Origin of the sequence: Vibrio mediterranei, from assembly GCF_900088415.1 — a bacterium.
GTDB lineage: Bacteria > Pseudomonadota > Gammaproteobacteria > Enterobacterales > Vibrionaceae > Vibrio > Vibrio mediterranei.
The window spans coordinates 164,271-189,518 of record NZ_FLLQ01000009.1; the positions used below are offsets into that span (position 1 = coordinate 164,271).

Sequence of the window (25,248 nt, forward strand, 5' to 3'; positions counted from 1 at the left end):
AATTAGTAGACATGAGCGCAATTAAACTCGTTGTTTTTGATTTAGATGGGACGTTACTCGACAGCGTACCTGATTTGGCATTAGCGGCTGATCAGGCGGTTCAAGAGTTAGGTTATCCGAGTGTCACCGAAGAACAAGTTCGTGACTATGTAGGTAACGGTGCCGATATTTTAATTGGTCGCTCATTAAGCCAAAGTATCACTGTTGACCCTGAGTTGTCGCCGGAGTTGCTTGCGAAGGCTCGTACTTTGTTTGATGACTTTTATAAGGCCAGTGGGCATAAGCTAAGTCACTTGTATCCAGCTGTACATCAAACCTTGGATACCTTGGTGGCGAATGGCTTTACTTTAGCTCTGCTCACCAACAAACCATCGAAGTTTGTTCCAGAATTGCTAGAGCAACACAAGCTTGATAAGTACTTTAAGCATGTACTGGGTGGCGATGCGTTCCCGAAACGCAAACCGGATCCAATTGCATTACATTGGTTGATGGAGCAAGAGCAGTTATCTGCCGAACAAGTGTTGATGGTCGGGGATTCTAAAAACGATATCTTGGCGGCGCGTAACGCAGGTTGCCAAGCGTTCGGACTCACTTATGGTTACAACCACGGTGAACCTATTGCCAATGCGAACCCTGACTTTGTTGCTGATATCGTGTCGAACGTGCTTGAAGCCGTAGGAATTGACGGCTAAATCGCGACAAAAAGTGCATTGCTGAGTGAAAAGCCAAGTAAAGTACTAGAAATATACTCGCCAATGAGTACACTGCTAGAACCGCGTAAGGAATTACGCGGTTTTTCATTATCCTAATTATCTCGTTAAGAAGTCGAAGGAATCATTATCATGAGCAAACCCATCGTATTGAGTGGTGTTCAGCCGTCAGGTGAACTAAGTATCGGAAACTACTTGGGTGCTCTACGTCAATGGCAACAGATGCAAGATGATTACGATTGCCAGTACTGCGTTGTTGACCTTCATGCGATTACGGTTCGTCAAGATCCGAAAGCACTGCATGAAGCGACACTAGACGCTCTCGCAATCTGCCTTGCAGTTGGTGTTGATCCGAAGAAGAGCACGTTATTTGTACAGTCACACGTACCTGAGCATGCTCAACTTGGTTGGCTTCTTAACTGTTATACCCAGATGGGTGAACTGAATCGCATGACTCAGTTTAAAGACAAATCACAGCGTTACGCTAATGACGTTAACGTTGGTCTTTATGATTATCCAGTGCTAATGGCTGCAGATATTCTGCTTTACGGTGCACACCAAGTACCAGTGGGTAGTGACCAGAAGCAGCACTTAGAGTTAGCGCGTGATATCGCGACTCGTTTCAACAATATCTACAGCCCTGAAGCACCGATTTTCACTATTCCCGAGCCTTATATCCCAACGGTGAACGCTCGTGTTATGAGCTTACAAGATGCGACTAAGAAGATGTCTAAGTCGGATGATAACCGTAAGAACGTGATTACTCTGCTCGAGGAGCCTAAGTCGATCATCAAGAAGATCAATAAAGCGCAAACCGATGCCGAGACACCGCCACGCATTGCCAACGATTGGGAAAACAAAGCGGGCATCTCTAACCTAATGGGCCTTTACTCTGCAGCAACGGGCAAAACGTTTGAAGAAATTGAAGCGCAATATGCTGGTGTGGAGATGTACGGTCCGTTTAAGAAAGATGTAGGTGAAGCGCTGGTTGCTATGCTTGAGCCAATTCAAGCGGAATACCACCGTATTCGTGCCGACCGTGCTTATATGGATGAAGTCATGCGCCAAGGCGCTGAAAAGGCCTCTGCTCGTGCAGCAGTGACACTGGCTGAAGCCTACAAAGCGGTAGGTTTTGTGACTCGCCCATAGCACAAGTTATACTCCAGATATTGAAAAGCCCTTTGGTTCGCCAAAGGGCTTTTTTTTGTGTTATCGCACTGCATTCTCTTACTAACGTTTCCTGTTGAATTTTTGGCACAGGCTAAATTGTTCAAACTTTGAATGAGAGCTGTATCTCAGTTAACTGAATATTCATTGTTCATTTGCACTCTAAATGACAACACTCGTCTCGAAAATAATCATTTTTATATTCAACAAAGTGCAATAAAGGCAAGGGATAACATTGCCAGTTAATTCGAGGTGAATGATGACACGCACAAATAAAAAGCAGTGGTTAGCGTTAGCGATAGCGTCCGCATTAGCCGGAGGTGCCAACGCTGAGGTCTTTCTTTCGCAATATGTGGAGGGAAGCGGTTATAACAAGGCAGTTGAGATAGCCAACTCTGGTGACTCAGAAGTTCAGTTGGTGGGTTACCAACTGGCTAAATCGCCAAATGGGAACGGCAGTTGGAGCACACTAGATCTCTCTAGTTATGTCATTCCAGCTAAGTCAGTACTTGTGTTCGCAAACTCTCGCGCAGACGATGCCATTCTGGGTGTCGCAACGCTTTCAACCTCTGATCAAGTATTGAATTTTAATGGTGACGACCCGATTGCGTTGATGGATAGCAATGGCCAAATCATCGATATGATTGGCACTATGGGCGACAACTTTGGTGCAGATAAAACCTTAGTACGCTACACGCCTTATCATCAACCATCAGTGACTTACCAACCAGATCAATGGGCAACACTGAGTAAGAACGATGTTACCGGTTTAGGTCAGTTGGAGGACCTAACACCACCAGCACCTTTCCAATGTCTCGACAACGGTTCTTCGCCAACCTTTACTGACATTCAAGCGATTCAGGGTGAAGGCAGCAGTTCTCCTTATATCAATGGCTACCCATACATCACTAGTGAACAGTATTTTGTTCAAGGCGTGGTCTCGGCGGTAAGCACGGGCATTAATCAAGGCTTCTATTTAGAGGCATTGCAGGATGATCATAACCCGTTAACGTCTAATGGTTTGTATGTTTACACTCAAGCAAATCCAAGCCTAGCAGCTGGCGATGTGGTTTGTGTTCGTGGTCAAATCCAAGAGTTCTATGGACAGACTCAGCTTAAGCTCAATGAACAAGATTGGTTTAAGCAAGGAGAACAAGCCGCCCCACAAGCGACAGCAATTGAAGTGCTTGAGTCCGATGAGAACTTTGAGCAGACATTAGAGCGTTACGAAGGCATGCTAGTACGCCTACCAAAAGCGCTTGATATGCGTATTAGTCGCACCTTTGGCTATGACTATGGCGCACGTCGCAACAATATGGTGTTGGCGCATGAACGCGTGAATCTACATCCAAATCAGCAGTTTGCCGCAGGTTCTGATGAAGCCAAAGCGCAAAGCGAAGATAACGGCTTACGTCGACTATTTGTTGAGTCACCAACGGCAGCACCAAATGGCAAAGTGCCGTACTACCCAGAATTTGGTCGTACCGATGTGGACCAAGATGGCAGCACGGAAGATTACATTCGTATCAACGATACCTTGTTCGATATTGAAGGGGTCATTGGGTACAGCTACGGTGATTACCGCCTGTTTGTGACGAATACTATTTCTGCTGATAACTTCGTTCGTAATACACCGCGCACTGAAGTTCCTGAGCTTGCTGAGCAGCCATGGAACAAGAAAGACCTACGTGTTGCGACCTTTAACGTTCTTAACTACTTTACCTCGCCATTCGGTGGTGATGAAAACCGCTTCGGCAGCAATCGAGGTGCTAGCAACTTTGCTGAGTTTGAAGTCCAGCAAGAGAAAATACTCAATGCGCTTATCAAGCTTGATGCCGACATTGTTGGTTTGATGGAAATTGAGAACAACGGTTTTGGTGACAATGGAGCCATTGCTCAGTTAGTCAGAGAGCTTAACGCTCGTATAGATAACAAGAAATTACACTACGACTTTGTTTCGCTAGACAGCAATCAAGATGGTGTCATCGATAAGCTTGATGCAGTGGGTACCGATGCCATTACAACTGGCGTTATTTATCGTCCTAAGCAAGTGAAACTAAAACAAGTTAATGTACTGGAAATGCCTCGTCAGGTTGCGCCTGAAGTGCTGGATGACGATGGTAAAGTAATTGAAGACGGTAAGAACTATCAACGTAATACTCTGGCACCAACCTTTAAGGTGAAAGGGGCGAAGGAGAAGCTGACGGTAGCGGTCAATCACTTCAAATCAAAAGGCTCTAAATGTTGGGAAGATGCAGCTCCTGTTGCTGAAGGTGGTCAAGCAGGAAAAGATACAGATCAGCAAGGGTCATGTGAAAACTTCCGTGTTGCAGCGGCTGTTGCGTTAGGTGATGCGTTGGAAGCGATTAAAGGACATAAAATTGTCTTGGGTGACTTCAATGCGTATGGAAAAGAAGATCCACTGCTAATTCTGACTGACTACAGTCAAGAGAAGTATGGCAAAACCATTCGTGCTGCTCGCAATACCTTTATTGGTGAACAAGAGCAATTTGGTGATGATGGTGCGGTCATTGACCACAGCTATGGTTACGTCAACGTGCTGGGAGAGATGCATCCACAAGGTTGGAGTTACTCATACAATGATGAAGTCGGCGCGCTCGACCATATCCTTATTAGCCCAAGCTTGTCGAAGCGTGTCGTTGATGCCACTGAGTGGCACATCAATGCGGCGGAGTCGACGCTGTTTGACTATAACGATGAGTACAAAGGTGATTTGCCTAAGTATCAAGACCATTACCGATCTTCTGACCATGATCCAGCGGTAATTGATCTGAATATGCGTGGTGGTTCGGTTGGCTTAGTGGGTTTATCAGCGATGCTGCTGTTAGGTCTACGTCGACGTAAACAAGGATAATTATCCTCTGCAGCAAGGTGTTTACAGCCTTGCTGCTTTTTTTCTCCCCATTTTTACTTGCCTTTCTGCCATCTTGTTGCAAAATACCGCCTTATTTTTCGCAAACTCAATACCACAGCGAGCGCTATGCTACTCATCATTGATAATTACGACTCCTTTACTTTTAACCTGTTTCAGTATTTTTCTGAACTGGGTGCTGAAGTAAAAGTGGTGCGCAATGATGAAATTGATATTGCTGGTATTGAAGCGTTAAACCCCTCTCATTTGGTTATCTCTCCAGGACCTTGTACACCTAATGAGGCAGGAATCTCCTTAGAGGTGATCAAGCACTTTGCAGGTAAATTGCCACTACTCGGTGTTTGTTTAGGTCACCAGGCGATTGCTCAGGTCTTTGGTGGTAAGGTGATCCGTGCTCGTGAAGTGATGCATGGTAAAACCTCACCAATTCGTCATAACAACAAAAGTGTGTTTGCTGGCCTCAATAACCCATTAACTGTTACCCGTTATCACTCATTAATCGTCGAAAAAGAGTCGCTTCCAGATTGCTTTGAAGTAACGGCTTGGACTGAGTTAGAGAATGGCGATTTCGACGAAATTATGGGTTATCAGCACAAGTTGCTTTGTCTACATGCGGTTCAATTCCACCCAGAATCTATCAAAACGGAACAAGGTCACGAACTTCTTAACAATTTCCTGTCTCAAAAATAGTCGATCTTGATCACTCTTTTCTGTTTTCTTATCCATCATAAGTTTTACTTATTAAATTGAAAGTTTATTCGTCTTTACTGATATCAAAGTGAGCAAAACCTTATTTGCTGACTTTCTTAGTCAATGCAGGAAAAAACGCTTCATTCCCATTCGCTTTTGATGCATAAATACTCATGAGGCGGCGGTGAATTTTGTTCTTTGACTACTTAAAAAGTATTTTTCACTATTGCTATGGTTAAATAATTGTAAATACAATGCTGCATCTGTGGAAAAGCGATAGAAAATCTTTTCTTCCTTTATGAGTTCGAGGGATCGCTCTTGGTCCTTAACCAAAAATCGGAAGAGTGAAGCGCCTTTCTCCAACATGCTGTAATGAGAAGGAATGTGTTATGACAACGGAAAAAGCGGTAACTCGCGAGTGGTTTGATGAGGTAATGGTACCTTGCTACAACCCAATGGAAATGATTCCAGTAAAAGGCGAGGGTGCTCGCGTTTGGGACCAGCAGGGGAATGAATATATCGACTTCGCGGGTGGTATTGCCGTGAGTTGTTTAGGCCACTGCCATCCGGCGATGGTCAATGCAGTTACTGAACAAGCTAACAAGATTTGGCATCTGAGTAATGTCATGACCAACGAGCCAGCACTACGCTTGGCGAAAAAACTGACGGAAGTTAGCTTTGCTGAACGAGTTTTCTTCGCTAACTCAGGTGCAGAAGCCAATGAGGCGGCGCTGAAACTAGCACGCCGCTGGGCGGCAGATGTTCATGGTACTGAAAAGTCAGAAATTATTGCTTTTAACCAAGGTTTCCACGGTCGTACTTTCTTTACGGTCACTGTTGGTGGTCAAGCTGCTTATTCTGACGGTTTTGGTCCTAAGCCGGGCGACGTATCACATATTCCTTATAATGATATCGCTGCGCTTGAAGCTCAGATGTCAGAGAAAACCTGTGCAGTGATGATGGAGCCGCTACAAGGTGAGGGTGGTATTGTTTCTCCTCAGCCTGAGTTTGTTCAAGCGGTTCGTGAGCTATGTGATAAATATAATGCTCTGCTTATTTTTGATGAAGTGCAAACGGGTAATGGCCGTACTGGTCACTTTTATGCCTACCAAGGTCTAGGTGTAACGCCCGATATTTTGAGCACGGCGAAATCTCTTGGTGGTGGTTTCCCCATTGGCGCTATGCTAACGACTGAGAAACTTGCTGCACACATGAAAGTGGGGACGCACGGTTCTACTTATGGCGGTAACCCGTTAGCGTGTGCGGTAGCAGAAGCGGTTGTGGATGTGGTGTCGAGCCCAGATGTTCTGGCTGGTGTCGCTGAGCGTGAAGCGTGGTTCCGCGATGGCCTACAAAAAATAAACGCAAAATACGGTATTTTCAGCGAAATTCGTGGAAAAGGCCTACTTCTTGGTGCAGCGCTGAATGAAGAGTGGCAAGGTCGTGCTCGTGATGTTCTAGTAGCAGCAGGCCAACAAGGCCTAATGGTCTTGGTTGCGGGTGCAAATGTGGTTCGTTTTACCCCATCATTGGTGATTACCAAGCAAGAAGTTGAAGAAGGATTAGCTAAACTAGATAAAGCGATCAGCACCTTAGTGGCGTCGTAAACTTAGTTAGCAATTAAATACTCTCTCGGATGTTTGGATGTGCCGGGAGAGTTTGCGTCAGGAGGGATTATTGATGCTTGTTGTTCGTCCTATCTCTATGTCTGATTACGACGCGCTGCATACTTGCGCGGTAGAATCAGGACACGGTTTTACTTCTCTTCCTGTGAATGAAGAGCTTCTTACTAACCGAATTACCCATTCTGAATACAGTTTTGCCAAGCAAGACGTGACGACGCCGACCGATGAAGGTTATTTGATGGTGGGTGTTGATACAGAAACTGGTGAAGTGGCGGGTACCACAGGTATAGAAGGTGCGATTGGCTGGGATGTCCCTTTCTATTCTTATCACATTAGTACGGTGGTGCACTCGTCGCCAAAACTCAACGTCAACAATGTCGTTAAGCTTCTGACCTTTGGGAATAATTACACTGGATGCAGTGAGATTTGTACCTTGTTCTTACGCCCTGAATTCCGTGGCGGATTGAATGGTCGATTGATGTCTAAATGCCGCTTTTTGATGATGGCAGAGCACCCAGAGCGTTTCTCTAAAACGATTTTTGCTGAAATGCGTGGTGTGTCCGATGCGGAAGGCAATTCTCCATTTTGGAAGTGGTTACAAGAGCATTTCTTTTCTATCGATTTTACCTTGGCAGATTATCTGACCGGAATTGGTAAAAAAGGCTTTATCGCAGATCTAATGCCAAAGCTTCCTATCTATATCAACTTGCTCAGCAAAGAAGCGCAAGAGGTGATTGGGCAGGTGCATGAGAATACGCGTCCGGCTTTGAAGCTGCTTGAAAACGAAGGCTTTACTTGCCGTAACTATGTCGACATTTTCGATGCAGGCCCAACGGTTGAATGTGACCTTCGCAATATTCAAGCGGTTCGTGACTCTTTCCGAGCTCAAGTAGCGATTGCAGAGCATTCGAGCTCTCAAGATTATTTGGTGGCAAATACCTCGTTTGAGAACTTCCGAGCGGTCGCGGCCAAAGCGGCATACGACCCAGAAAGTGGCAAGGTATTGCTCACAGCAGAAGCAGCACAAGCACTGAATGTCGCCGAGGGCGATATGGTGCGTATGCTGGCTCAATAACAGTCAAATAATAAGATGGTGGTCGATTACCACCACGGTTTAAGAGAAGCGGAAGTTCTGCTTGCTCTTAGCTCATTCAATTTAAGGAACTTCACTATGACTCAATGGATCGCAGGTAACTGGGTTGCAGGCCAAGGTGACACTTTTCAGTCACTATCCCCATACAACAATCAAACTATTTGGGAAGGTCAGTCAGCCACTGCTCAACAGGTTGAAAGCGCCGTCTCTGCTGCTCGTCAGGCATTTATCGAGTGGAAGAAGCGTCCATTTGAAGAGCGTGAAGCCATCGTTTTGTCTTTCGCAGAGAAAGTGAAAGAACGTAGTGAAGATATTGCCATAGCCATCGCCAAAGAAACGGGTAAACCGTTATGGGAAACGCGCACTGAAGCGGGAGCGATGGCTGGCAAAATTGCGATTTCTATTCGTGCTTATCATCAGCGTACCGGCGAGACCCAACGCGAAGCCGATGGCAACCAAATCGTCCTCCGTCACAGGCCTCTTGGTGTCATGGCTGTCTTTGGGCCTTATAATTTCCCTGGTCACCTACCTAACGGTCACATTGTGCCTGCGTTACTAGCAGGGAACACAGTGGTCTTTAAACCGTCTGAGCAGACGCCGCTAGTTGGTGAGTTAGCAATGAAACTTTGGGAAGAGGTTGGTCTTCCATCTGGTGTCATTAACCTTGTTCAAGGCGGCAAGGAGACGGGCATTGCGCTTGCTGATTCTAAAGGCATTGATGGCGTACTGTTCACAGGTAGTGCCAATACGGGACACATTCTGCATAGGCAATTCGCGGGGCAACCGGGCAAGATGTTAGCGCTAGAAATGGGCGGTAATAATCCGCTGGTGATCAGTGAAGACTTTGGGGATATGGATGCTGCGGTTTATACCATTTTGCAATCGGCATACATTAGTGCTGGACAACGCTGTACCTGTGCAAGACGCCTTTATGTGCCATTTGGGCAAAGAGGTGATCAACTGGTTGAACGCTTAGTTTCTGCAATTGGTAAGATTCGTATCGATGAGCCTTTCGCCGAACCAGCACCATTTATGGGGCCACAAATCTCTGAACAGGCGGCTGACCATATTATTGCGGCGCAAGCCGAGCTCCTGAAACTAGGTGGCAAGAGCTTAGTGGAAGCGAAACGCCTACAAGCTGCTTTCGTTACGCCTGCGTTGATTGATGCAACGAATATCGAGCAGCTACCAGATGAAGAGTACTTTGGTCCCTTGTTACAGCTAGTACGCTATGAAACGCTACCACAAGCAGTAGAACTCGCAAACGATACTCGCTTTGGTTTGTCGGCAGGTTTGATTTCGCAAAGCGATGAAGAGTGGCAGTACTTCGTTGACCATATTCGTGCAGGCATTGTAAACCGTAACCGTCAGCTTACTGGAGCGAGTGGTGATGCGCCATTCGGAGGACCTGGTGCATCAGGTAACCTAAGACCAAGTGCTTTCTATGCGGCCGATTACTGTGCATACCCTATGGCGTCCATGGAAGGAGACAATACCGTGCTTCCTGCAACGCTAAGCCCTGGTATTGAACTCTAAGGAACTTCTGTTATGACTGTAGACGCTCTATTTAACCATTTATGGCAAGACTATATTCGCCGTCTTTGCCCTTCTGCTGATAAAGTCCATGCTCTGCTCAAAGAGGATGAAGCGCTGATTAACGACCACATTGCGCTACGTACTTTTAATGTCGGCCCTCTGGGCATCGATTCGTTGGCAAAGCACTTTATCACTCTTGGTTACAAAGTCTCTGGTGATTATGTGTTTGAGGCTAAGAAGCTCTCTGCGATTCATTTAGAGCATAGTAATGCTCTATTACCAAAAGTGTTTATTAGTGAGCTTAGAGTCGAACTGTGTTCGCAGCAACTGCAAGATATTGTCGCTAAGCTAGTGGCTCAAGTTGAAGCGGAGAAGTTGGATAGCGCAGACTTCCTTTATGGTGGGCGTCTATGGGACTTGAGTTACGCTGATTTTCAGACGCTAGCCGAAGAGAGCGAGTATGCATCGTGGTTGGCTGCCCACGGTTATGGCGCGAACCACTTTACGGTGAGCGTAAATCAGCTGGAGCGTTTTCAGGAAGTCGTAGAAGTAAACCAACACCTTCGTGAGGCCGGTTTTGCTATCAATGAATCTGGCGGCGAAGTGAAAGGTTCTCCAGAGGTGTTACTTGAGCAGTCCTCAACAATGGCGGATAAAGTGCCAGTGATGTTCACCGGTGGTGAACAGATTATCCCTGGCGGCTTCTATGAGTTCGCTAAGCGATATCAAATGGCGGACGGCATTTACTATCAAGGCTTCGTCGCGGCATCTGCGGATAAGATTTTTGAGAGTACGCACCAATAAGCTTTATTGTTGGCAGGAGTGACGAACTTCAGAGATAAGCATGTAGTCATTCTTAGCACTGCTACTCCAAAAATAATCGGTCATCCCTGCGAAGGCAGGGATAGGGTTTCAGCGGGTGGCAGCTTTGAGCAGACTCCTGCCTTTGCAGGCGTACGGCCTGCAGAGTGACGAAAATTTGAGATAGGAACACGCCTTATCTAGTAACCGAGCGTGAAAACAATAATAAAAAAGCCACCTTGCGGTGGCTTTTTAGCTATTAGCTTTTGTAAAAGTAACGTCGCTAGAAATTAACGAGTACCGTAAACAACAATAGTCTTACCGTGAGCAGAGATTAGGTTCTGCTCTTCTAGCATCTTAAGAATGCGTCCCACTGTCTCACGTGAACAGCCAACAATTTGGCCGATCTCTTGACGAGTGATCTTGATTTGCATGCCATCTGGGTGAGTCATTGCGTCTGGTTGCTTCGCTAGGTTTAGTAGCGTTTGAGCAATGCGGCCTGTTACGTCTAGGAACGCTAAGTCACCTACTTTTTGGCTAGTCACTTGTAGACGGCTTGCCATTTGAGCAGATAAGCGCATTAGAATATCAGGGTTAACTTGAATCAGCTGACGGAATTTCTTGAATGAGATTTCCGCAACTTCACAAGGAGATTTTGCACGTACCCATGCCGTACGTTCTTGGTCTTCTTCGAACAAGCCAAGTTCACCAATGAAGTCACCTTGATTAAGGTAAGACAAGATCATCTCTTTGCCTTCTTCATCTTTGATCAGTACCGCTACAGAACCTTTTACGATGTAGTAAAGAGTTTCCGCTTTCTCGCCCGCATGGATTAGCGTGCTTTTAGAAGGATACTTGTGAATGTGGCAGTGTGAAAGGAACCACTCTAACGTTGGGTCGGTTTGAGGTTTACCTAGAACCATATATCTTACTTCCTCTGCAGGGTATGCTTGCTGCTTTCCATATTTGTTAGCAAGCCCGTTGGTTAAGACTTACTAGCATAAAAGCACTTTGAAGATGGCGCAAGCGATCTTCTGTTTCCTAGAAATAGTATCCTTTTTTGCGCCATTTTTCTTGATTTTAATCGTGTCATCAGACCATTTTTCTATACAAAACTGTGCACATGATCACGGTATAAAAAATCATCTACGGTTAAAGCGTGAAAGCTAACCTATTTTTCCAGTTTCTATGAGCTGTTGAAGTATTGGCCTGACGATTAATTCCATCGCAAAACTCATCTTACCGCCCGGTACCACTATGGTGTCATGTCGCGACATGAACGAGCCATCTATCATTGCCAATAGATAAGGGAAATCGACATTTTTGATACCACGTAGACGAATCACCACGAAGCTTTCATCTAAGCTTGGAATGCCTTTGGCGTTGAGTGGGTTGGAGGTATCCACCGTAGGGACGCGTTGAAAGTTAATATGAGTGCGTGAGAATTGCGGGGTAATATAACTAAGGTAATCATCCATTGAACGGACAATAGAGTCGGTAACCGCTTCTCTGGAATGTCCTCTATCGCGAGTATCACGAACAAATTTCTGAATCCACTCCAAGTTGACTATCGGCACCATGCCGATAAGTAAGTCGACATGTTGAGCTGCGTTTACCTCTCCGTCGACAACACCACCGTGTAAGCCTTCATAAAACAGTACATCGGAATTTTCAGGTAGATCTTGCCAAGGCGTGAATGTGCCAGGCATTTGATTGTATGGTACAGCTTCATCAAACGTATGCAGGTAACGACGGAACTGACCTGTGCCATTTTGTCCGTAGTTGCGGAAGAATTCTTCTAACGCAGGGAAGTCATTTGCTTGCGGGCCAAAGTAACTGATGTGTTTTCCTTGCTCTTTGGCTTTGCGGATCTCGATATCCATTTCTGGACGAGTAAAGCGGTGAAAGCTGTCACCTTCAATAAAAGCGGGCTTCACGCTCATCATGTTGAACATTTTGCGAAACGCTTCTGACGTTGTTGTTGTACCTGCTCCAGAAGAGCCGGTCACCGCAATAATGGGGTGTTTTGCAGACATAACACTTCCTGTGTAATGATAGTTATAATTTTGTTTTGCTAACCCTATGAACTATTTAGACGCTGTTTGCTCATTTAGGTTCAATAGCGTTTTACTATAGCACTAGATTGTCATGCTCACGTCATTTACATCGAACGACGTAGCTGAATATCGACGGTTTCATGTAATTCGGAGAAGACAATTACAGCCTCTCCGCTCTCTAGTTGAGCTTTGACGTGCGATACCTTATCGTCCAACGACCACTCAGTGTCGCCGTAGTCAGTACCTTCACGCAATACGAATTCTTTGATCAAATTATCCAGCGTCTCTGCTGCGATTTGTTGCCATGGAATAATCATAAATACCTCATCACTCTATGATACGGGAGAGTATACCGTCATGTGGACGAGTGGAGTAGGTGGCGATAGTAGTTTGGCAAGGTTTCCTCTAGCCAAAACTTAGGTTGACGCAGACTGCCAGACATAAAACCCACATGACCGCCACGTTCGTGTAGGCGATAGTCAATATGAGCAGGGAGGGCGAAGTTTGGAATGACTTCATGGCTCATAAATGGGTCATCCTTTGCGTGGATAAATTGAGTGGGAACAGTAATGTCACACATTCTTTGTAATCCAGAGCATTGATTGTAATAGTCTTCAGCATCCCGAAAACCATGCAGTGGTGCGGTGATTAGGTCATCAAACTCGTACAGTTTGCGCATGTTTTGGATTTTTTCCGCCGTAAGACCTAATACATCACTGAGAAGGTGCAGTTTGTTTAGCGCGTTCTTTTTCATCGAGCTGAGTAGGTATGAGCGATATAGCTTGGAAAAGCCCTGCTCAATTCGTCGAGCACATGCACCGAGATCCAACGGTGCAGAGACAATCGTTGCACCATCCAGCTTGCTGTCATTCTGGTAGTGAGCAAGATAATTCGTCAGCATGTTGCCCCCTAACGAAATGCCCACAGCAGCCTTTTTGGCATTTGGGTAACGATGATCCAAAAGCTCGATGAACTGCCTAGCATCACCAATTTCACCAGAGTGATAGGCACGAGCTAGCCGGTTCGGGTTGGGACCGCAGCCGCGAAAGTGCATCATAACAGAGAGCCAGCCTTGCTGAGCAAAAGCGTGCATTAAGCCATTGGCATAGGGGCTATTGAAACAGCCTTCTAGCCCATGAAACAGAACAAAAACAGGTTTGCTTTTCGCGCTTGATGAATGAGGCTCTTCACTCCATGCAAGCTCAACAAAGTCGCCATCTGGCGTGTCCAACGTTTCCCAAATTGGTTCAAACAAAGGCTTTCTTCTTACGAAGCGAGGAATCAAGGTTTGTATGTGCGGGTTACCAAGTCCTTTGGCGGCAATAAATTTAGCAGTACTCATAAGGTGAATTCATCGACTGTGTTGGATAATAACAGGGCTTTTAATTTGTCTACGCCGATCTGAAGTTGTTCGATCGTTTGTGGTGAGCTTAACGACAAACGCACTGCCGGCGCTACCGAGCCTCCGGGTGGGGCAAACAGTTCACCGGATTTAACGATAATACCCATCTCTTGGGCTTTACTAACGAACTCACTGAGGCGCCAGTTTTCTGGGAGAGTTAACCAAATATGAAACCCACCTGTTTGATAGCCTAGCTCAAAACCATCGAGAGCACGTGTCGCAATATCAATACGCGCTTTCATCTCTCTGTGTATGAGCGTTAAGTTACGTTCTGCGTCACCAGAGGTGAGCATTTCACAGGTTAGTGCAGTGAGTAGAGGGCTAATCATCCAGCTATGAGTTTGTAGCGTCACCAATAGCTTTTGATACAGTTTTTCTGGTGCATGGACATAGCCCACCCTTAACCCGGGAGCGAGGCATTTTGAGAAAGCGCCAATATGAACCACTCGTTCTGGGGCGTAATTCACCATAGGGGCGGGTGGAGATTCGAGTAGCAATCCGTTGATTTCATCTTCAATGATGTAAACATTGTACTGCTCACACACACGAATAATATCGAGTCGACGCTCTTCAGGCATGATTGCCGTGGTCGGGTTTTGTAGTGTCGGCGTGAGATAAATAAATCGTGGTGAATAGCGCTGACAACAGACTTCAAGCGATTCTGGAGTGACACCAAACTCATCCATCTCAACCCCTTTTAGGGTCAATTGGTTCTGGCGCGCTAGGCTAATGACGCCTGGATAAGTGTACTTTTCAACCAACACCGTATCGCCTGCTCTGGTGAAAGTATCTAAAACCATTTGAATGGCATGTTGAGCCCCTGAGCTAAATAGTAACTTGTGGGCGTGCAGTTTGATGCCTTTGCTGTTTAACCACTTAGTGACAATTGAACGATGTGCATCCAGACCAGAAGGAGGCTGATAGATCATTAGTTGGTTCAAATGAGCCGGAGAGGTGGAGATCCTCTGCATCGCTTGCTTCAGCATGTCACTGCGATCCAGCTGCGGTGGAATGTTATAACCAAAATTGTATTCATTCGGATCGACACTGCTTTCTTCAAACGCCCAGCTGGGTTTATTGGTATCAGCCACATAAGTGCCGGCACCTACTCGAGCTTCAACTAAGCCACGACGCTCGATTTCAGAATAGGCGCGAGTAATGGTGCCAACCGTGACATGCAGCTGATCAGCAAGCCAACGATGGGTCGGCAACTTGCTGTTGCTTGCCAATTCTCCTGACTCAATTTGATGTGCGATCTGATCGGCGATCTGTTTGTAGATCGGTGTTGGATCCTGCTTGTATACCGTAATTGTTTCGATTGTCATGGTGACAATAAACCTTTTGCGTCTGTTTTGATCGTTTGTTAGGGTTATTTTGGTCACTAATTAACAATAAAGCAACGTAATTTTTGTAATTGTATCGGTACAATTTTGGAGGAATCATATGGATTGGTCATTTTTCTTGTCTGTGGCACTTTTTGCCGTTGTCATGACTGGGACCCCAGGCCCAAATAATGTCATGCTGACAGCTTCAGGCGCGAACTTTGGCTACATGCGCTCGATACCTCATTTTTTCGGTATTGGATTTGGCTTGATTAGCCTCATTTTGCTCAATGGTGTGGGTTTAGGTGTGGTATTTAAGACTTACCCAGTGGTGCAAGAAATTTTGAAATGGCTTGGTAGTGCATACTTGTTATATTTGGCTTGGCGCATTCTAACCGCTGGCATTAACAAAGGAGATGGTACTCAGCAGGCAAAGCCTATGACATGCTTGGAAGCTATGTTGTTTCAATATCTGAATCCTAAGGCGTGGGTTATGTCAGTTACGGCGGTCAGTTCATTTGCCATTGCTGGTGAGTATTATTGGTGGTCCTTGATTGGCATTTCGGTGATTTTTCTAGTGGTTCAGCTACAAACTTCGTCTGTGTGGGTTGGTTTTGGCACCTTTATTCGTCGTTGGCTGTCGACTCCCACTGCGTGGCGACGCTTTAACTCTAGCATGGCGGCGCTGACGGCTTCTTGTGTGGTATTTATCTGGTAGGGAGTTCGCTGATCGGCTTAGCGAAGATCAATCCCAGATGTTCGGCGCCAAGTTGTCGACAGTAGATCAGTACCAGTGGCTCGTGATCGTGGGGGATCAGTGCAAGGCTATTGATACAGTCGACAAGATCGGACTGCTGTTGTTTTTCCAGACTGAGTTCAAATTCTAGGGCTTCACGATAAAGGCTATCAACTACGTTGTGTTTGAGTTGGCGACGGATATCGCGATATTGGTGCAGGAGCTGTTCGGTTCGACCTAAGCAAGACTGGACTAGATGCCAGTCTTCAGATTGAAAGCGAACCGATTGTTCATCGAGCCATTTCAGCAACAGCAGCAGATTCACATTACCATGAAATTGATTTTGCAAATTTAAGCACGCTTCTTTCACTTCACGCACACCGTAATATTGCAGGCTAAACTGCCAAAGGTGCTCTAGGGTGAGTGTGGAAGATACGTGCTCTGTTGTCATTACTGATTAAATTCCTGTTCCATTTGCTCAAGAACTTCTTGCTGGGCCATCCACTCCATTTCTACGTCTTCGAGCTCGGATTTGCTAGAAGCCTGTTTGGCAAGTACTTCATTGAGTTTAGCTTTATTTTCCGCATCATACAGAGAAGTATCGGACAATTGCTCTTCTGCCTCAGCGACAAGGGCGGATAACTTATCCATTTTTTCTTCAAGTTTTGTCAGTGTTTTGCGAATTGGTGCAGTTTGCTTTCTAAACTCAGCTTCTTTACGTTTCTGCTCTTTCTTCGCTGCTGCGCTATTGTTAGAGCTTTTCTCTGGCTCGTTCTCTTGGGCTTCTTTGCGCTCTAGTCGCTGCTGGTCGGTGAGCCACTTATAGTAATCCACCAAATCACCATTAAATGGTGCCACTTGGCGATCGTGCACAAGATAAAGATCATCGGTGGTCGCACGCAATAAATAGCGGTCGTGACTGACGATAACCATCGCACCTTCAAAGGTTTGCAGTGCCAAAGTTAGCGCTTGGCGCATATCAAGATCTAAGTGGTTGGTCGGTTCATCGAGTAATAGTAAGTTTGGTTTTTGCCAAACGATCAGAGCCAACACCAGACGTGCTTTTTCACCGCCAGAAAAAGGCGCGACTTTCTCCAGCGCTTTTTCTCCTTGGAAACCAAAACTACCTAAGTAGTCACGAAGCTGCTGCTCGGTATGTTGAGGCGCAATTTGCATCATGTGCTGTAAAGGTGTTTCTTCCGGATGAAGTGTCTCTAATTGATGCTGAGCAAAGTAACCGATTTTCACGCCTTGCGAGTAGTTGAGATCGCCACCCTTTGCGTTGAGCTCTCCAGAGAGCAGCTTAATCAGTGTAGATTTACCTGCGCCATTACGACCTAGTAGACCAATGCGGCTGCCAGGAACGAGATTTAGACGAATCTTCTCTAATATGACGTTATCGTCGTAACCGGCCGAGACGTCATCCATCATAATGATAGGATTAGGAAGCGCGGCTGGCTCTCTAAATTCGAAACTGAACGGATTATCAAACTGAGCGGGAAGTACCTTCTCCATGCGTTCTAATGCTTTAATACGGCTTTGTGCTTGGCGAGCTTTAGACGCCTTATAACGGAAGCGGTCAATATAGCTTTGCATGTGAGCCATCTGCTTTTGTTGCTTCTGATACTGCGCTTGTTGCAAGATCAGCTTTTGCGCACGCTGATCTTCGAACGAAGAGTAGTTACCCGTATATTCATTTAGCAGTTGGTTTTCGATATGGATAATGCGACCAACGATCGGATCCAAAAAGTCTCGGTCGTGTGAGATCAGAACCAAGGTACCCGGATAGTTTTGCAGCCAACGCTCTAGCCACATGACGGCGTCTAGATCTAAGTGGTTGGTTGGTTCGTCGAGTAGCAGTAGATCAGAGCGGCACAGCAGAGCTTGCGCGAGGTTTAAACGCATGCGCCAACCACCTGAGAACTGCGTTAGGCTCCAACTCATTTGTGCCTGACTAAAGCCAAGGCCATCAAGCAGTTCAGCGGCACGTGCACGGATGCTGTAGCCACCAATCACTTCAATTTTACCGTGAAGCTCTGCCACTAGTGTGCCGTTGTCTTGTTTCTCGGCTTCAACCAGAGCTTGTTCTAGTGCACGATATTCTCTATCACCATCAATGACATATTCGATAGCACTGCGATCTAACGCAGGGGTTTCCTGTGCTACCCAAGCTAACTCCCAATGCGCAGGTTGGCTAAACGAGCCAGCATCGATGGAAAGCTCATCTTTTAGCAGAGCAAAGAGCGTGGATTTACCACAGCCATTTTTACCTACTAAACCTACTTTATCACCTGGGTGAATGGTTGCAGAGGCTTGATCGAGGAGTGGTTTACCACCTCGAAGCAATTGAATATCAGAGAAGGTGATCATATGAATACAGCTAGCTTGTTATTGAGTTTTTGACCAACGAATACTAGGGGCAAAGTGTTTAAATGTCGATCATTATCCGATCCTACTCATCGCAAACTAACCTGCACCTTGACGTAAGTTTGGGTTATGATGGAACAAACTGATAACAAAAATAGAATGATTTAAATAACAATCATATCTATCTACCCTTAAGCTTTAAGGGTATCGCTAGGTTTAAGGATAGACGTCTAGGAATGACTTCCATACTCGAAAGCACCAACACATCCCCCAAGGTTCTGGTCATCTATGCCCATCCAGAGCCGCAAAACTCGATTGCCAATCAGGTTATGCTCAAGAAGATTCAATCTCTTGATAATGTAACCCTAAGAGATCTGTACGCTCTGTATCCTGACTTCTTTATTGACGTTAAAGCTGAGCACCAGCTTTTGCTCGATCACGATGTAATTGTGCTTCAGCATCCTCTCTATATGTACTCTTGCCCCTCTTTGTTAAAGGAGTGGATTGACCGTGTGCTGGGTAAAGGCTTTGCCTTCGGTGATGATTGCGCATTGGAAGGTAAGTACTGGCGTAGTGTCATTACTACCGGAGGTAAAGAGTCTGCCTTTAGTCAATCGGGCTACAATAAGTACCCGTTAGAGCAGATTTTGCAGCCATTCGAGCTAACGGCTGCCTTGTGTAAAATGCAGTGGCTGGAGCCGCTGGTGCTCTATTGGTCACGACGTGTCGGTGATATGGATCGATATCAACATGCGGAATTGTACCGCCAATGGTTAATGCATCCGTTTGATGAATCTTTGATGATGTCCACGCTGCAAGGTGCGGAGGTGGAACATGGCGATGACTAACGATTTCTTGCAAAGCGGTGTTATTTTCCTCTCTGCTGCTGTGGTTGCGGTTCCCATTGCCCAGCGCCTTGGATTGGGCAGTGTTCTCGGCTATCTGTTGGCTGGTGTTGCCATTGGCCCATGGGGGCTAGGGCTTATTAGCGATGTGGATGAAATACTTCATTTTTCCGAATTTGGTGTCGTACTGCTGCTGTTTTTAATTGGCTTGGAACTGAATCCTAAGAAGCTGTGGCAGATGCGAGTTCCCATCCTTGGTTTAGGTGGCGCACAGGTTGTCGTCACTACTTTGATTCTTTCTGCGATTGCTTCTTTATTTAATCTCTCTTGGCAAACCAGTTTAGCGATAGGAATGGGCCTCGCGCTTTCATCTACCGCGATAGCCCTTCGAGTTATTGAAGAACAAGGGCTAGGAGGCGGCGAGACCGGACAGTCCGGCTTTGCCGTTCTGCTGTTTCAAGATATTGCGGTTATTCCAATGTTGGCATTACTGCCATTATTAGCAGGCAACACAGCGGGCAACTGGGCAGACATTATTTGGATGTTAGCGGGCGTTTTAGGCTTGCTGGTGGGCGGCCACTTTCTGATTCGTCCTCTGTTTCGTTATGTCGTCATGAGCGGTGTGCGTGAGTTGTTTACCGTGGCCGCATTGCTGCTAGTGATTGGTATTGCTGCCTTTATGCAAAAGCTTGGGTTATCCATGGCTTTAGGGACGTTTTTAGCAGGGGTGTTACTGGCCGAAAGTGAGTACCGGCATGAGTTGGAAATCGCCATTGAGCCATTCAAAGGTCTGCTGCTAGGGTTATTCTTTATCGCTGTGGGTATGGCGGTAAACCTTGGATTACTGATTTCTGAACCACTCGCTGTGCTGTTTGCTGTGGTGTCTTTGGTCATTATCAAAGGGCTTATCTTGTACGTACTGGCCCGTTTGTTTGGTATCGGACCGAAATCGCGCAGTAAAATGGCGGCGATTTTGAGTCAAGGCGGTGAGTTTGCCTTTGTTATCTTTACGGCGGCGAGCGCGCAAGGGCTATTGCCTGCCGAAGAGTCTGCTTTTCTGCTGGTTGTGGTGAGTTTGTCCATGGTAACCACACCATTGCTGCTTATGGGACAGAAAAAATGGTTTGAGAAATCACTCAATCAAGTAGAAGAAACCACCATTAAAACCGATGTTGAGGATCGACAGCCGAGAGTGATCATTGCTGGCTTCGGACGATTTGGACAAATTGTCGGTCGTTTGATGTACGCCAATAAGGTCAAAGTTACCGTATTAGAAAGTGATGCGAGCCAAATTCACCTGTTAAGAAAATACGGTTATAAGGTGTTTTATGGTGATGCGACTCAGGTGGATTTGTTAAGAGCGGCGGGCGCCGATAAAGCCGAGGCTATCATTATCTGTACCGATTCTCCTGAGGAGATCATGGAAGTGGTGGACCTTTGTCATAACCATTTTCCAAAGCTTAGAGTCTTAGCAAGGGCTCGAAGTCGAGTAGAGGCCTATCAGCTTATGAATCATGGCGTGCAATGTTATTCGCGAGAGACATTTTTGGGCGCCTTGGATTTAGGTCGACAGGCATTAGTGGAGCTAGGATTTCATCCTTATGAGGCAAAGCGCGCAGAAGCGCACTTTAGAAAGCTGGATAATGCCATGCTTAAAGAGCTGTTGCCTCAACACAGTGAAGATAAAGAATTGGCACAAAGATCGAAAGAAGCTCGTAAAGAACTCGAAGAAATCTTTGGCCGTGAAATGGAAAATGATCGCCAATCGCGTAATTTCTGGGATTAACGTTGAAGTTAAAGCCATTGCGGTTGAAGGTCGGAATTAGGAAGTAACATGAGCAGTACCAAGAAACGTTTTATTGCGGGGGCAAGCTGCCCTAAGTGTAGCCAGCAAGACAGTTTGCGCTGGTGGATAGACAACAATGTTGAGTGGGTGGAGTGTGTAGAGTGTGAATTCAAAGAACAACGCACGCCAAAAGCTGTAGAGAAAACTGAACGCAGTGATGAGGAATTAATCGGAATTTTTAAGCCTGAATGATTGAGTTTCTTATTTCTGACCCCATAATATGCGAACACGCCGCTTAAAGGCGGATTAATTTTTGATGAGATGATCATTTGAGTCGGTTTGCTGTTCGCAAAAAGGCTTTGCTTTAATGATCTCTCAAGGCCAATCCTTTGGAGCTCACATGAAAGTTACTCAGAACGCAGTAGTTAGCCTAGCGTACCAAGTAAAAACAGAAGACGGTGTTGTCGTTGATCAATCAACAGTAGAAGCACCTCTAGATTACCTACACGGTCACAACAACCTAATCGTTGGTCTAGAAAAGGAACTTGAAGGCAAAGAAGCGGGTGATAAATTCACAGCTACTGTTTCTCCAGAGGATGCTTACGGTGAACACAATGACGCATTAGTACAACGTGTACCAGCGAATGTATTCCAAGGCGTTGACACTATCGAAGTGGGCATGCGTTTTCTAGCGGATACAGACCAAGGTCCAATCCCTGTTGAAGTAACCGAAGTAGACGGTGACGAAGTTGTGGTTGACGGTAACCACATGCTTGCAGGCCAAACACTAACGTTTGATGTTGAAGTGGTTGCGATTCGCGAAGCTAAGGCAGAAGAAATTGAACATGGTCATATTCACCAGGGCGGCGGCTGTTGTGGCGGCGAAGGTCACGGTGAAGAAGGTGGCTGTTGTGGTGGTGACGACCACGGTGAGAAAAAAGAAGACGGTTGCTGCGGTGGCGGCGGTTGTGGTTCTCACTAATCGTTGAGTTTTGAAAGGCCTCCCTATGGGAGGTCTTTTTGGTTTTAAACAGTAGGGAAGTAGGAACGAACGGTATGACTAAGCCTTTTGCAATTGCGATTCATGGTGGCGCTGGAACCATATTGCGTGATCAGATGACTGAGACATTGAAGCAAGAGATATTGGCAGCACTGACTCAATCAGTTCAGGCGGGCGCTGCGATATTGGAAGCGGGTGGTGACGCTCTAGATGCAACAGTAGCAGCGGTTAAAGTGATGGAAGACTCGCCACATTTTAATGCGGGAAAAGGCTCGGTATTAACTCATGATGAAATGGTTGAGATGGATGCTTCTGTGATGCATGGCGCGGCTATGGATGCAGGCGCGGTCGCTGGCGTTCGTCATATTCGTAACCCGATTGAGCTGGCGCGAGATGTGATGCGCGATAGCGATCATGTGTTATTAATCGGAGAAGGCGCGGAGAAGTTTGCGTTTGAACATCAACACGAATATACCGAGCAAGATTACTTCTTTACTGAGCGTCGCTACGAACAATTACTTTCGATGAAAGAGAAAGGATTGTTTGCCCTGTCTGAATCGAAATATCCAGATGACAAAAAGTACGGCACGGTAGGGGCGGTGGCACTGGACCGCCATGGCAACTTGGCTGCCGCGACAAGTACTGGTGGTGTAACCAATAAAAAGTACGGCCGTGTTGGCGATACTGCGATTATCGGCGCAGGTACCTTCGCTGAAAACGGCAATGTTGCGGTTTCAACTACCGGAATGGGTGAGTACTTTATCCGTAAAACCGTTGCAGGTGATGTCGCGGCGCGAATGCGCTATCTAAAAGAAGACGTTCATACGGCGTGTGAAGCGGTAATTCAAGGTGAACTGAAAACCATGGGTGGCGAGGGTGGCTTAATTGCAGTGGATGCTCAAGGTGATGTTCATTTTGGTATGAATAGCTCAGGCATGTACCGCGCCTCGGTAGATTGCCATGGTGAATTAACTGTAAAGATCTATGCTGATGAATAACAAGGCTTTTTGGATGGCTAAGCATTGAGGAGTATTGCTTAGCCTCTTAAACCTCTAAAATTGCTTGCTTATTTTCCGTCCTTTCTGTAACATTCGCGGTCCTTAATTCTCGGTCTTTTTTATTCGTTCCTTGCTTCCTCTGGACGACCGAGCCAAACGTGGAAGCTAATAATCCGTAAGGAGCAACCAATGCGTCATTACGAAATCGTATTCATGGTGCACCCTGATCAAAGCGAGCAAGTTGCTGGCATGATCGAGCGTTACACTGGTTCTATCACTGAAGCTAACGGTACTGTTCACCGTCTAGAAGACTGGGGTCGTCGTCAACTGGCTTACCCAATCAACAAGCTTCACAAAGCTCACTACGTTCTAATGAACGTTGAAGCTCCACAAGAAGCTATTGATGAGCTAGAGACTGCTTTCCGTTTCAACGATGCAGTTCTACGTAACATGATTATGCGTACTAAAGCAGCAATCACTGAGCCTTCTATCATGCTTAAGCAGAAAGAAGAGCGTGCTCCACGTCGCGAAGAGCGTACTGAAGCTAAGCCAGAAGCAGCTGCAGAGTAATTCGTTACTCATTTAGTACTTGGTAATTGATTCAATTGCCGACAACAAGACTTTAATTTAGATCAGGAGATAGCCCATGGCTCGTTTCTTCCGTCGTCGTAAATTCTGCCGTTTCACTGCAGAAGGCGTACAAGAGATTGATTACAAAGACGTAGCAACTCTTAAAAACTACATCACTGAAGCTGGTAAAATCGTACCTAGCCGTATCACTGGTACAAGCGCTAAATATCAGCGTCAGCTAGCGCGCGCTATCAAGCGTTCACGCTACCTAGCTCTACTGCCATACACTGATAAGCATCAGTAATCGGCACCGTTTATTTAGATAGAGGAATTAAACAATGCAAGTTATTCTACTTGATAAAATCGGTAACCTAGGTGGTCTTGGCGATACAGTTAACGTTAAATCTGGTTACGCTCGTAACTTCCTTATCCCACAAGGTAAGGCAGTAATGGCTACTAAAGGTAACGTTGAAATGTTCGAAGCTCGTCGCGCTGAACTAGAAGCTAAAGTTGCTGAGCAACTAACTGCTGCTGAAGCTCGTGCTGAGAAAGTTAACGCTCTAGAAGCTGTTGTTATCGCTTCTAAAGCTGGTGACGAAGGCAAACTATTCGGTTCTATCGGTACTCGCGACATCGCTGATGCAATCACTGCAGCTGGCGTTGAAGTAGTTAAGAGCGAAGTTCGCCTACCTGAAGGTGCTCTACGCACAACTGGTGAGTTTGAAATCAGCATCCAACTTCACTCTGAAGTTTTCGCTGCTATCAACCTACAAGTTGTTGCTGCTGAGTAATCTCAGTCAGAAGAACAATGAAAAACACCAGCTTCGGCTGGTGTTTTTTTTTGCATTTTTTATAAGGTTAGAAGCTAAACAGCAGGTTGACGGTGAAAATAGAGTCGCGCTTGCTTAGAGTAGGGCTAGGGACTTTACTGTGGTATTGGCTGTCATAAGATAGCTTTAACGCGATGGTTTCAGTAATGGCGTTGGTGACATTTAATTCTGTATCAAAACGGGTGTTACTTTTACCAGATGTAGCGGTCAGCTTGGTACCGACGGTGAGAGTATCCAAAGGCTTCCAAATCAAATTGATGTTGCCTCGAATAATAGCTTCTTTAACCACGTTCTTAAAAATAATGTCTTTATCGTCTATCTCATCAAGATTAGGTTCTTGATAACGAAAACCCGGACCGACTTCGACTTCAAACAGGAAATTGTCTCGATTGGCGAGCTGATAACCTAAACCACCTGAAACGGTATGATCTTCATAATATGAGCTATAAAGTGAAGAGAAGCCGTTATAGTTTCCGTACAAATACGCTTTAGGGCCTAACTTGTAGTCAGTTTGCAATAAATAGTTCTGCTGATTTTTATCTTCATCACCGTCTTTATAGAGTTGGTAATATTTCCATTCCCCACTGGTACGATGGCGTCCCTCGGTATATTCCGCAGCAACACGCGCATTAAGTGATTGAGAGTCGGTATTGCCCGAGTGTGCTTGATAGCCAAATTCCACTTCGGACTGAAGTGGTGAGGGTGGCGAGTCTTCCGTGTCGCTTGGCGGGAGAAATTCTTCAGCATAGATCGCAGGCGAAGCAAGCAATACTAGACCAAAAAGTACCTTCTTTGACACAAAAACCTCTCGGAGCGGATA

Annotated in this window: 25 protein-coding genes; 17 read left to right on the top strand and 8 right to left on the bottom strand. The window is 45.9% G+C overall.

From position 1 onward, the window contains the following. Window positions 1–11: 11 nt before the first annotated feature. The 8 genes from VME0621_RS21710 to VME0621_RS21745 all read left to right on the top strand — a co-directional run bounded on the left by VME0621_RS21710 (window position 12) and on the right by VME0621_RS21745 (window position 10,518). Complete coding sequence (locus tag VME0621_RS21710) at window positions 12–692, top strand: phosphoglycolate phosphatase (protein WP_062463036.1); 681 nt, start codon at window positions 12–14, stop codon at window positions 690–692. A 150-nt stretch (window positions 693–842) separates the two neighbouring features. Continuing rightward, window positions 843–1,859: a tryptophan--tRNA ligase gene (trpS, locus tag VME0621_RS21715; RefSeq protein ID WP_038230950.1), complete on the top strand. Its 1,017-nt coding sequence runs from the start codon at window positions 843–845 to the stop codon at window positions 1,857–1,859. 277 nt (window positions 1,860–2,136) lie between these two features. Beyond that, window positions 2,137–4,752, top strand: a complete 2,616-nt coding sequence (locus VME0621_RS21720) for an ExeM/NucH family extracellular endonuclease (RefSeq protein ID WP_062463033.1) — start codon at window positions 2,137–2,139, stop codon at window positions 4,750–4,752. Between the two features lie 126 nt (window positions 4,753–4,878). Further along, entirely contained in the window at window positions 4,879–5,460 is a 582-nt protein-coding gene (locus tag VME0621_RS21725) for an aminodeoxychorismate/anthranilate synthase component II (RefSeq protein WP_062463031.1), read from the top strand. A gap of 389 nt (window positions 5,461–5,849) precedes the next feature. Beyond that, window positions 5,850–7,067, top strand: coding sequence for an aspartate aminotransferase family protein (locus tag VME0621_RS21730; RefSeq protein ID WP_006074821.1), 1,218 nt, complete (start codon window positions 5,850–5,852; stop codon window positions 7,065–7,067). Between the two features lie 73 nt (window positions 7,068–7,140). Next, the gene (gene astA, locus VME0621_RS21735; RefSeq protein ID WP_062463028.1) at window positions 7,141–8,160 is read left to right on the top strand and encodes an arginine N-succinyltransferase; all 1,020 of its coding nucleotides are present in this window, start codon (window positions 7,141–7,143) and stop codon (window positions 8,158–8,160) included. 96 nt (window positions 8,161–8,256) lie between these two features. Continuing rightward, window positions 8,257–9,714: a succinylglutamate-semialdehyde dehydrogenase gene (astD, locus tag VME0621_RS21740; protein ID WP_062463026.1), complete on the top strand. Its 1,458-nt coding sequence runs from the start codon at window positions 8,257–8,259 to the stop codon at window positions 9,712–9,714. Window positions 9,715–9,726: 12 nt separating this feature from the next. Next, window positions 9,727–10,518 carry a DUF1338 domain-containing protein gene (locus VME0621_RS21745; RefSeq protein WP_062463023.1) on the top strand — a complete coding sequence of 264 codons (792 nt, stop codon included), beginning with the start codon at window positions 9,727–9,729 and terminating at the stop codon, window positions 10,516–10,518. Window positions 10,519–10,805: 287 nt separating this feature from the next. On the opposite strand, the gene crp is transcribed toward VME0621_RS21745, so the two are convergent. The 5 genes from crp to VME0621_RS21770 form a co-directional block, all read right to left on the bottom strand. After that, window positions 10,806–11,438 carry a cAMP-activated global transcriptional regulator CRP gene (crp, locus tag VME0621_RS21750; RefSeq protein WP_004410522.1) on the bottom strand — a complete coding sequence of 211 codons (633 nt, stop codon included), beginning with the start codon at window positions 11,436–11,438 and terminating at the stop codon, window positions 10,806–10,808. A gap of 243 nt (window positions 11,439–11,681) precedes the next feature. After that, window positions 11,682–12,551: a phosphoribulokinase gene (locus VME0621_RS21755; RefSeq protein WP_006074816.1), complete on the bottom strand. Its 870-nt coding sequence runs from the start codon at window positions 12,549–12,551 to the stop codon at window positions 11,682–11,684. Between the two features lie 125 nt (window positions 12,552–12,676). Beyond that, a complete protein-coding gene (locus VME0621_RS21760) occupies window positions 12,677–12,889 on the bottom strand; it encodes a YheU family protein (RefSeq protein ID WP_031493588.1) in 213 nt (70 codons plus the stop codon). Window positions 12,890–12,927: 38 nt separating this feature from the next. Continuing rightward, window positions 12,928–13,914, bottom strand: a complete 987-nt coding sequence (locus tag VME0621_RS21765) for a hydrolase (protein WP_006074814.1) — start codon at window positions 13,912–13,914, stop codon at window positions 12,928–12,930. Further along, window positions 13,911–15,299: an aminotransferase-like domain-containing protein gene (locus VME0621_RS21770; RefSeq protein WP_062463020.1), complete on the bottom strand. Its 1,389-nt coding sequence runs from the start codon at window positions 15,297–15,299 to the stop codon at window positions 13,911–13,913. Before VME0621_RS21770 ends, VME0621_RS21765 begins: the two co-directional genes overlap by 4 nt. Window positions 15,300–15,417: 118 nt before the next feature. On the opposite strand from VME0621_RS21770, the gene VME0621_RS21775 reads away from it, so the two are divergent. Next, window positions 15,418–16,014, top strand: a complete 597-nt coding sequence (locus VME0621_RS21775) for a LysE family translocator (RefSeq protein WP_062463017.1) — start codon at window positions 15,418–15,420, stop codon at window positions 16,012–16,014. Here the strand turns inward: VME0621_RS21775 and VME0621_RS21780 are convergent. Together VME0621_RS21780 and VME0621_RS21785 are read right to left on the bottom strand one after the other, a co-directional pair. Beyond that, a complete protein-coding gene (locus tag VME0621_RS21780) occupies window positions 16,004–16,483 on the bottom strand; it encodes a TIGR02444 family protein (RefSeq protein ID WP_038230928.1) in 480 nt (159 codons plus the stop codon). The two genes, VME0621_RS21775 and VME0621_RS21780, sit on opposite strands and share 11 nt — an antisense overlap. Then, entirely contained in the window at window positions 16,483–18,402 is a 1,920-nt protein-coding gene (locus VME0621_RS21785; RefSeq protein ID WP_038230927.1) for an ABC transporter ATP-binding protein, read from the bottom strand. The genes VME0621_RS21780 and VME0621_RS21785 overlap by 1 nt, the downstream gene beginning before the upstream one ends. A 233-nt stretch (window positions 18,403–18,635) precedes the next feature. Here VME0621_RS21785 and kefG point away from each other — a divergent pair, with 233 nt between their 5' ends. The 8 genes from kefG (at window position 18,636) to rplI (ending at window position 24,389) form a co-directional block, all read left to right on the top strand. Further along, window positions 18,636–19,247, top strand: coding sequence for a glutathione-regulated potassium-efflux system ancillary protein KefG (gene kefG / locus VME0621_RS21790; RefSeq protein WP_038230926.1), 612 nt, complete (start codon window positions 18,636–18,638; stop codon window positions 19,245–19,247). Further along, window positions 19,234–21,030: a glutathione-regulated potassium-efflux system protein KefB gene (gene kefB, locus VME0621_RS21795; protein ID WP_038230925.1), complete on the top strand. Its 1,797-nt coding sequence runs from the start codon at window positions 19,234–19,236 to the stop codon at window positions 21,028–21,030. The genes kefG and kefB overlap by 14 nt, the downstream gene beginning before the upstream one ends. Window positions 21,031–21,078: 48 nt before the next feature. Next, complete coding sequence (locus VME0621_RS21800) at window positions 21,079–21,282, top strand: YheV family putative zinc ribbon protein (protein WP_006074807.1); 204 nt, start codon at window positions 21,079–21,081, stop codon at window positions 21,280–21,282. Between the two features lie 148 nt (window positions 21,283–21,430). Further along, the gene (slyD, locus tag VME0621_RS21805) at window positions 21,431–22,012 is read left to right on the top strand and encodes a peptidylprolyl isomerase (RefSeq protein WP_038223079.1); all 582 of its coding nucleotides are present in this window, start codon (window positions 21,431–21,433) and stop codon (window positions 22,010–22,012) included. 74 nt (window positions 22,013–22,086) lie between these two features. Continuing rightward, window positions 22,087–23,028: an isoaspartyl peptidase/L-asparaginase family protein gene (locus VME0621_RS21810; RefSeq protein WP_062463014.1), complete on the top strand. Its 942-nt coding sequence runs from the start codon at window positions 22,087–22,089 to the stop codon at window positions 23,026–23,028. Window positions 23,029–23,217: 189 nt separating this feature from the next. Beyond that, window positions 23,218–23,598 (top strand): 30S ribosomal protein S6, encoded by a 381-nt coding sequence (gene rpsF, locus VME0621_RS21815; protein WP_006074804.1) that lies wholly within the window; start codon window positions 23,218–23,220, stop codon window positions 23,596–23,598. Between the two features lie 76 nt (window positions 23,599–23,674). After that, on the top strand, window positions 23,675–23,902 hold the full coding sequence (gene rpsR / locus VME0621_RS21820) for a 30S ribosomal protein S18 (RefSeq protein ID WP_000090472.1): 228 nt from the start codon (window positions 23,675–23,677) through the stop codon (window positions 23,900–23,902). Between the two features lie 34 nt (window positions 23,903–23,936). Further along, window positions 23,937–24,389, top strand: a complete 453-nt coding sequence (gene rplI, locus VME0621_RS21825) for a 50S ribosomal protein L9 (protein ID WP_031493946.1) — start codon at window positions 23,937–23,939, stop codon at window positions 24,387–24,389. Window positions 24,390–24,456: 67 nt separating this feature from the next. Here the strand turns inward: rplI and VME0621_RS21830 are convergent, their stop codons facing one another. Further along, window positions 24,457–25,227 (bottom strand): DUF481 domain-containing protein, encoded by a 771-nt coding sequence (locus tag VME0621_RS21830; RefSeq protein WP_062463012.1) that lies wholly within the window; start codon window positions 25,225–25,227, stop codon window positions 24,457–24,459. Window positions 25,228–25,248 lie beyond the last annotated feature (21 nt).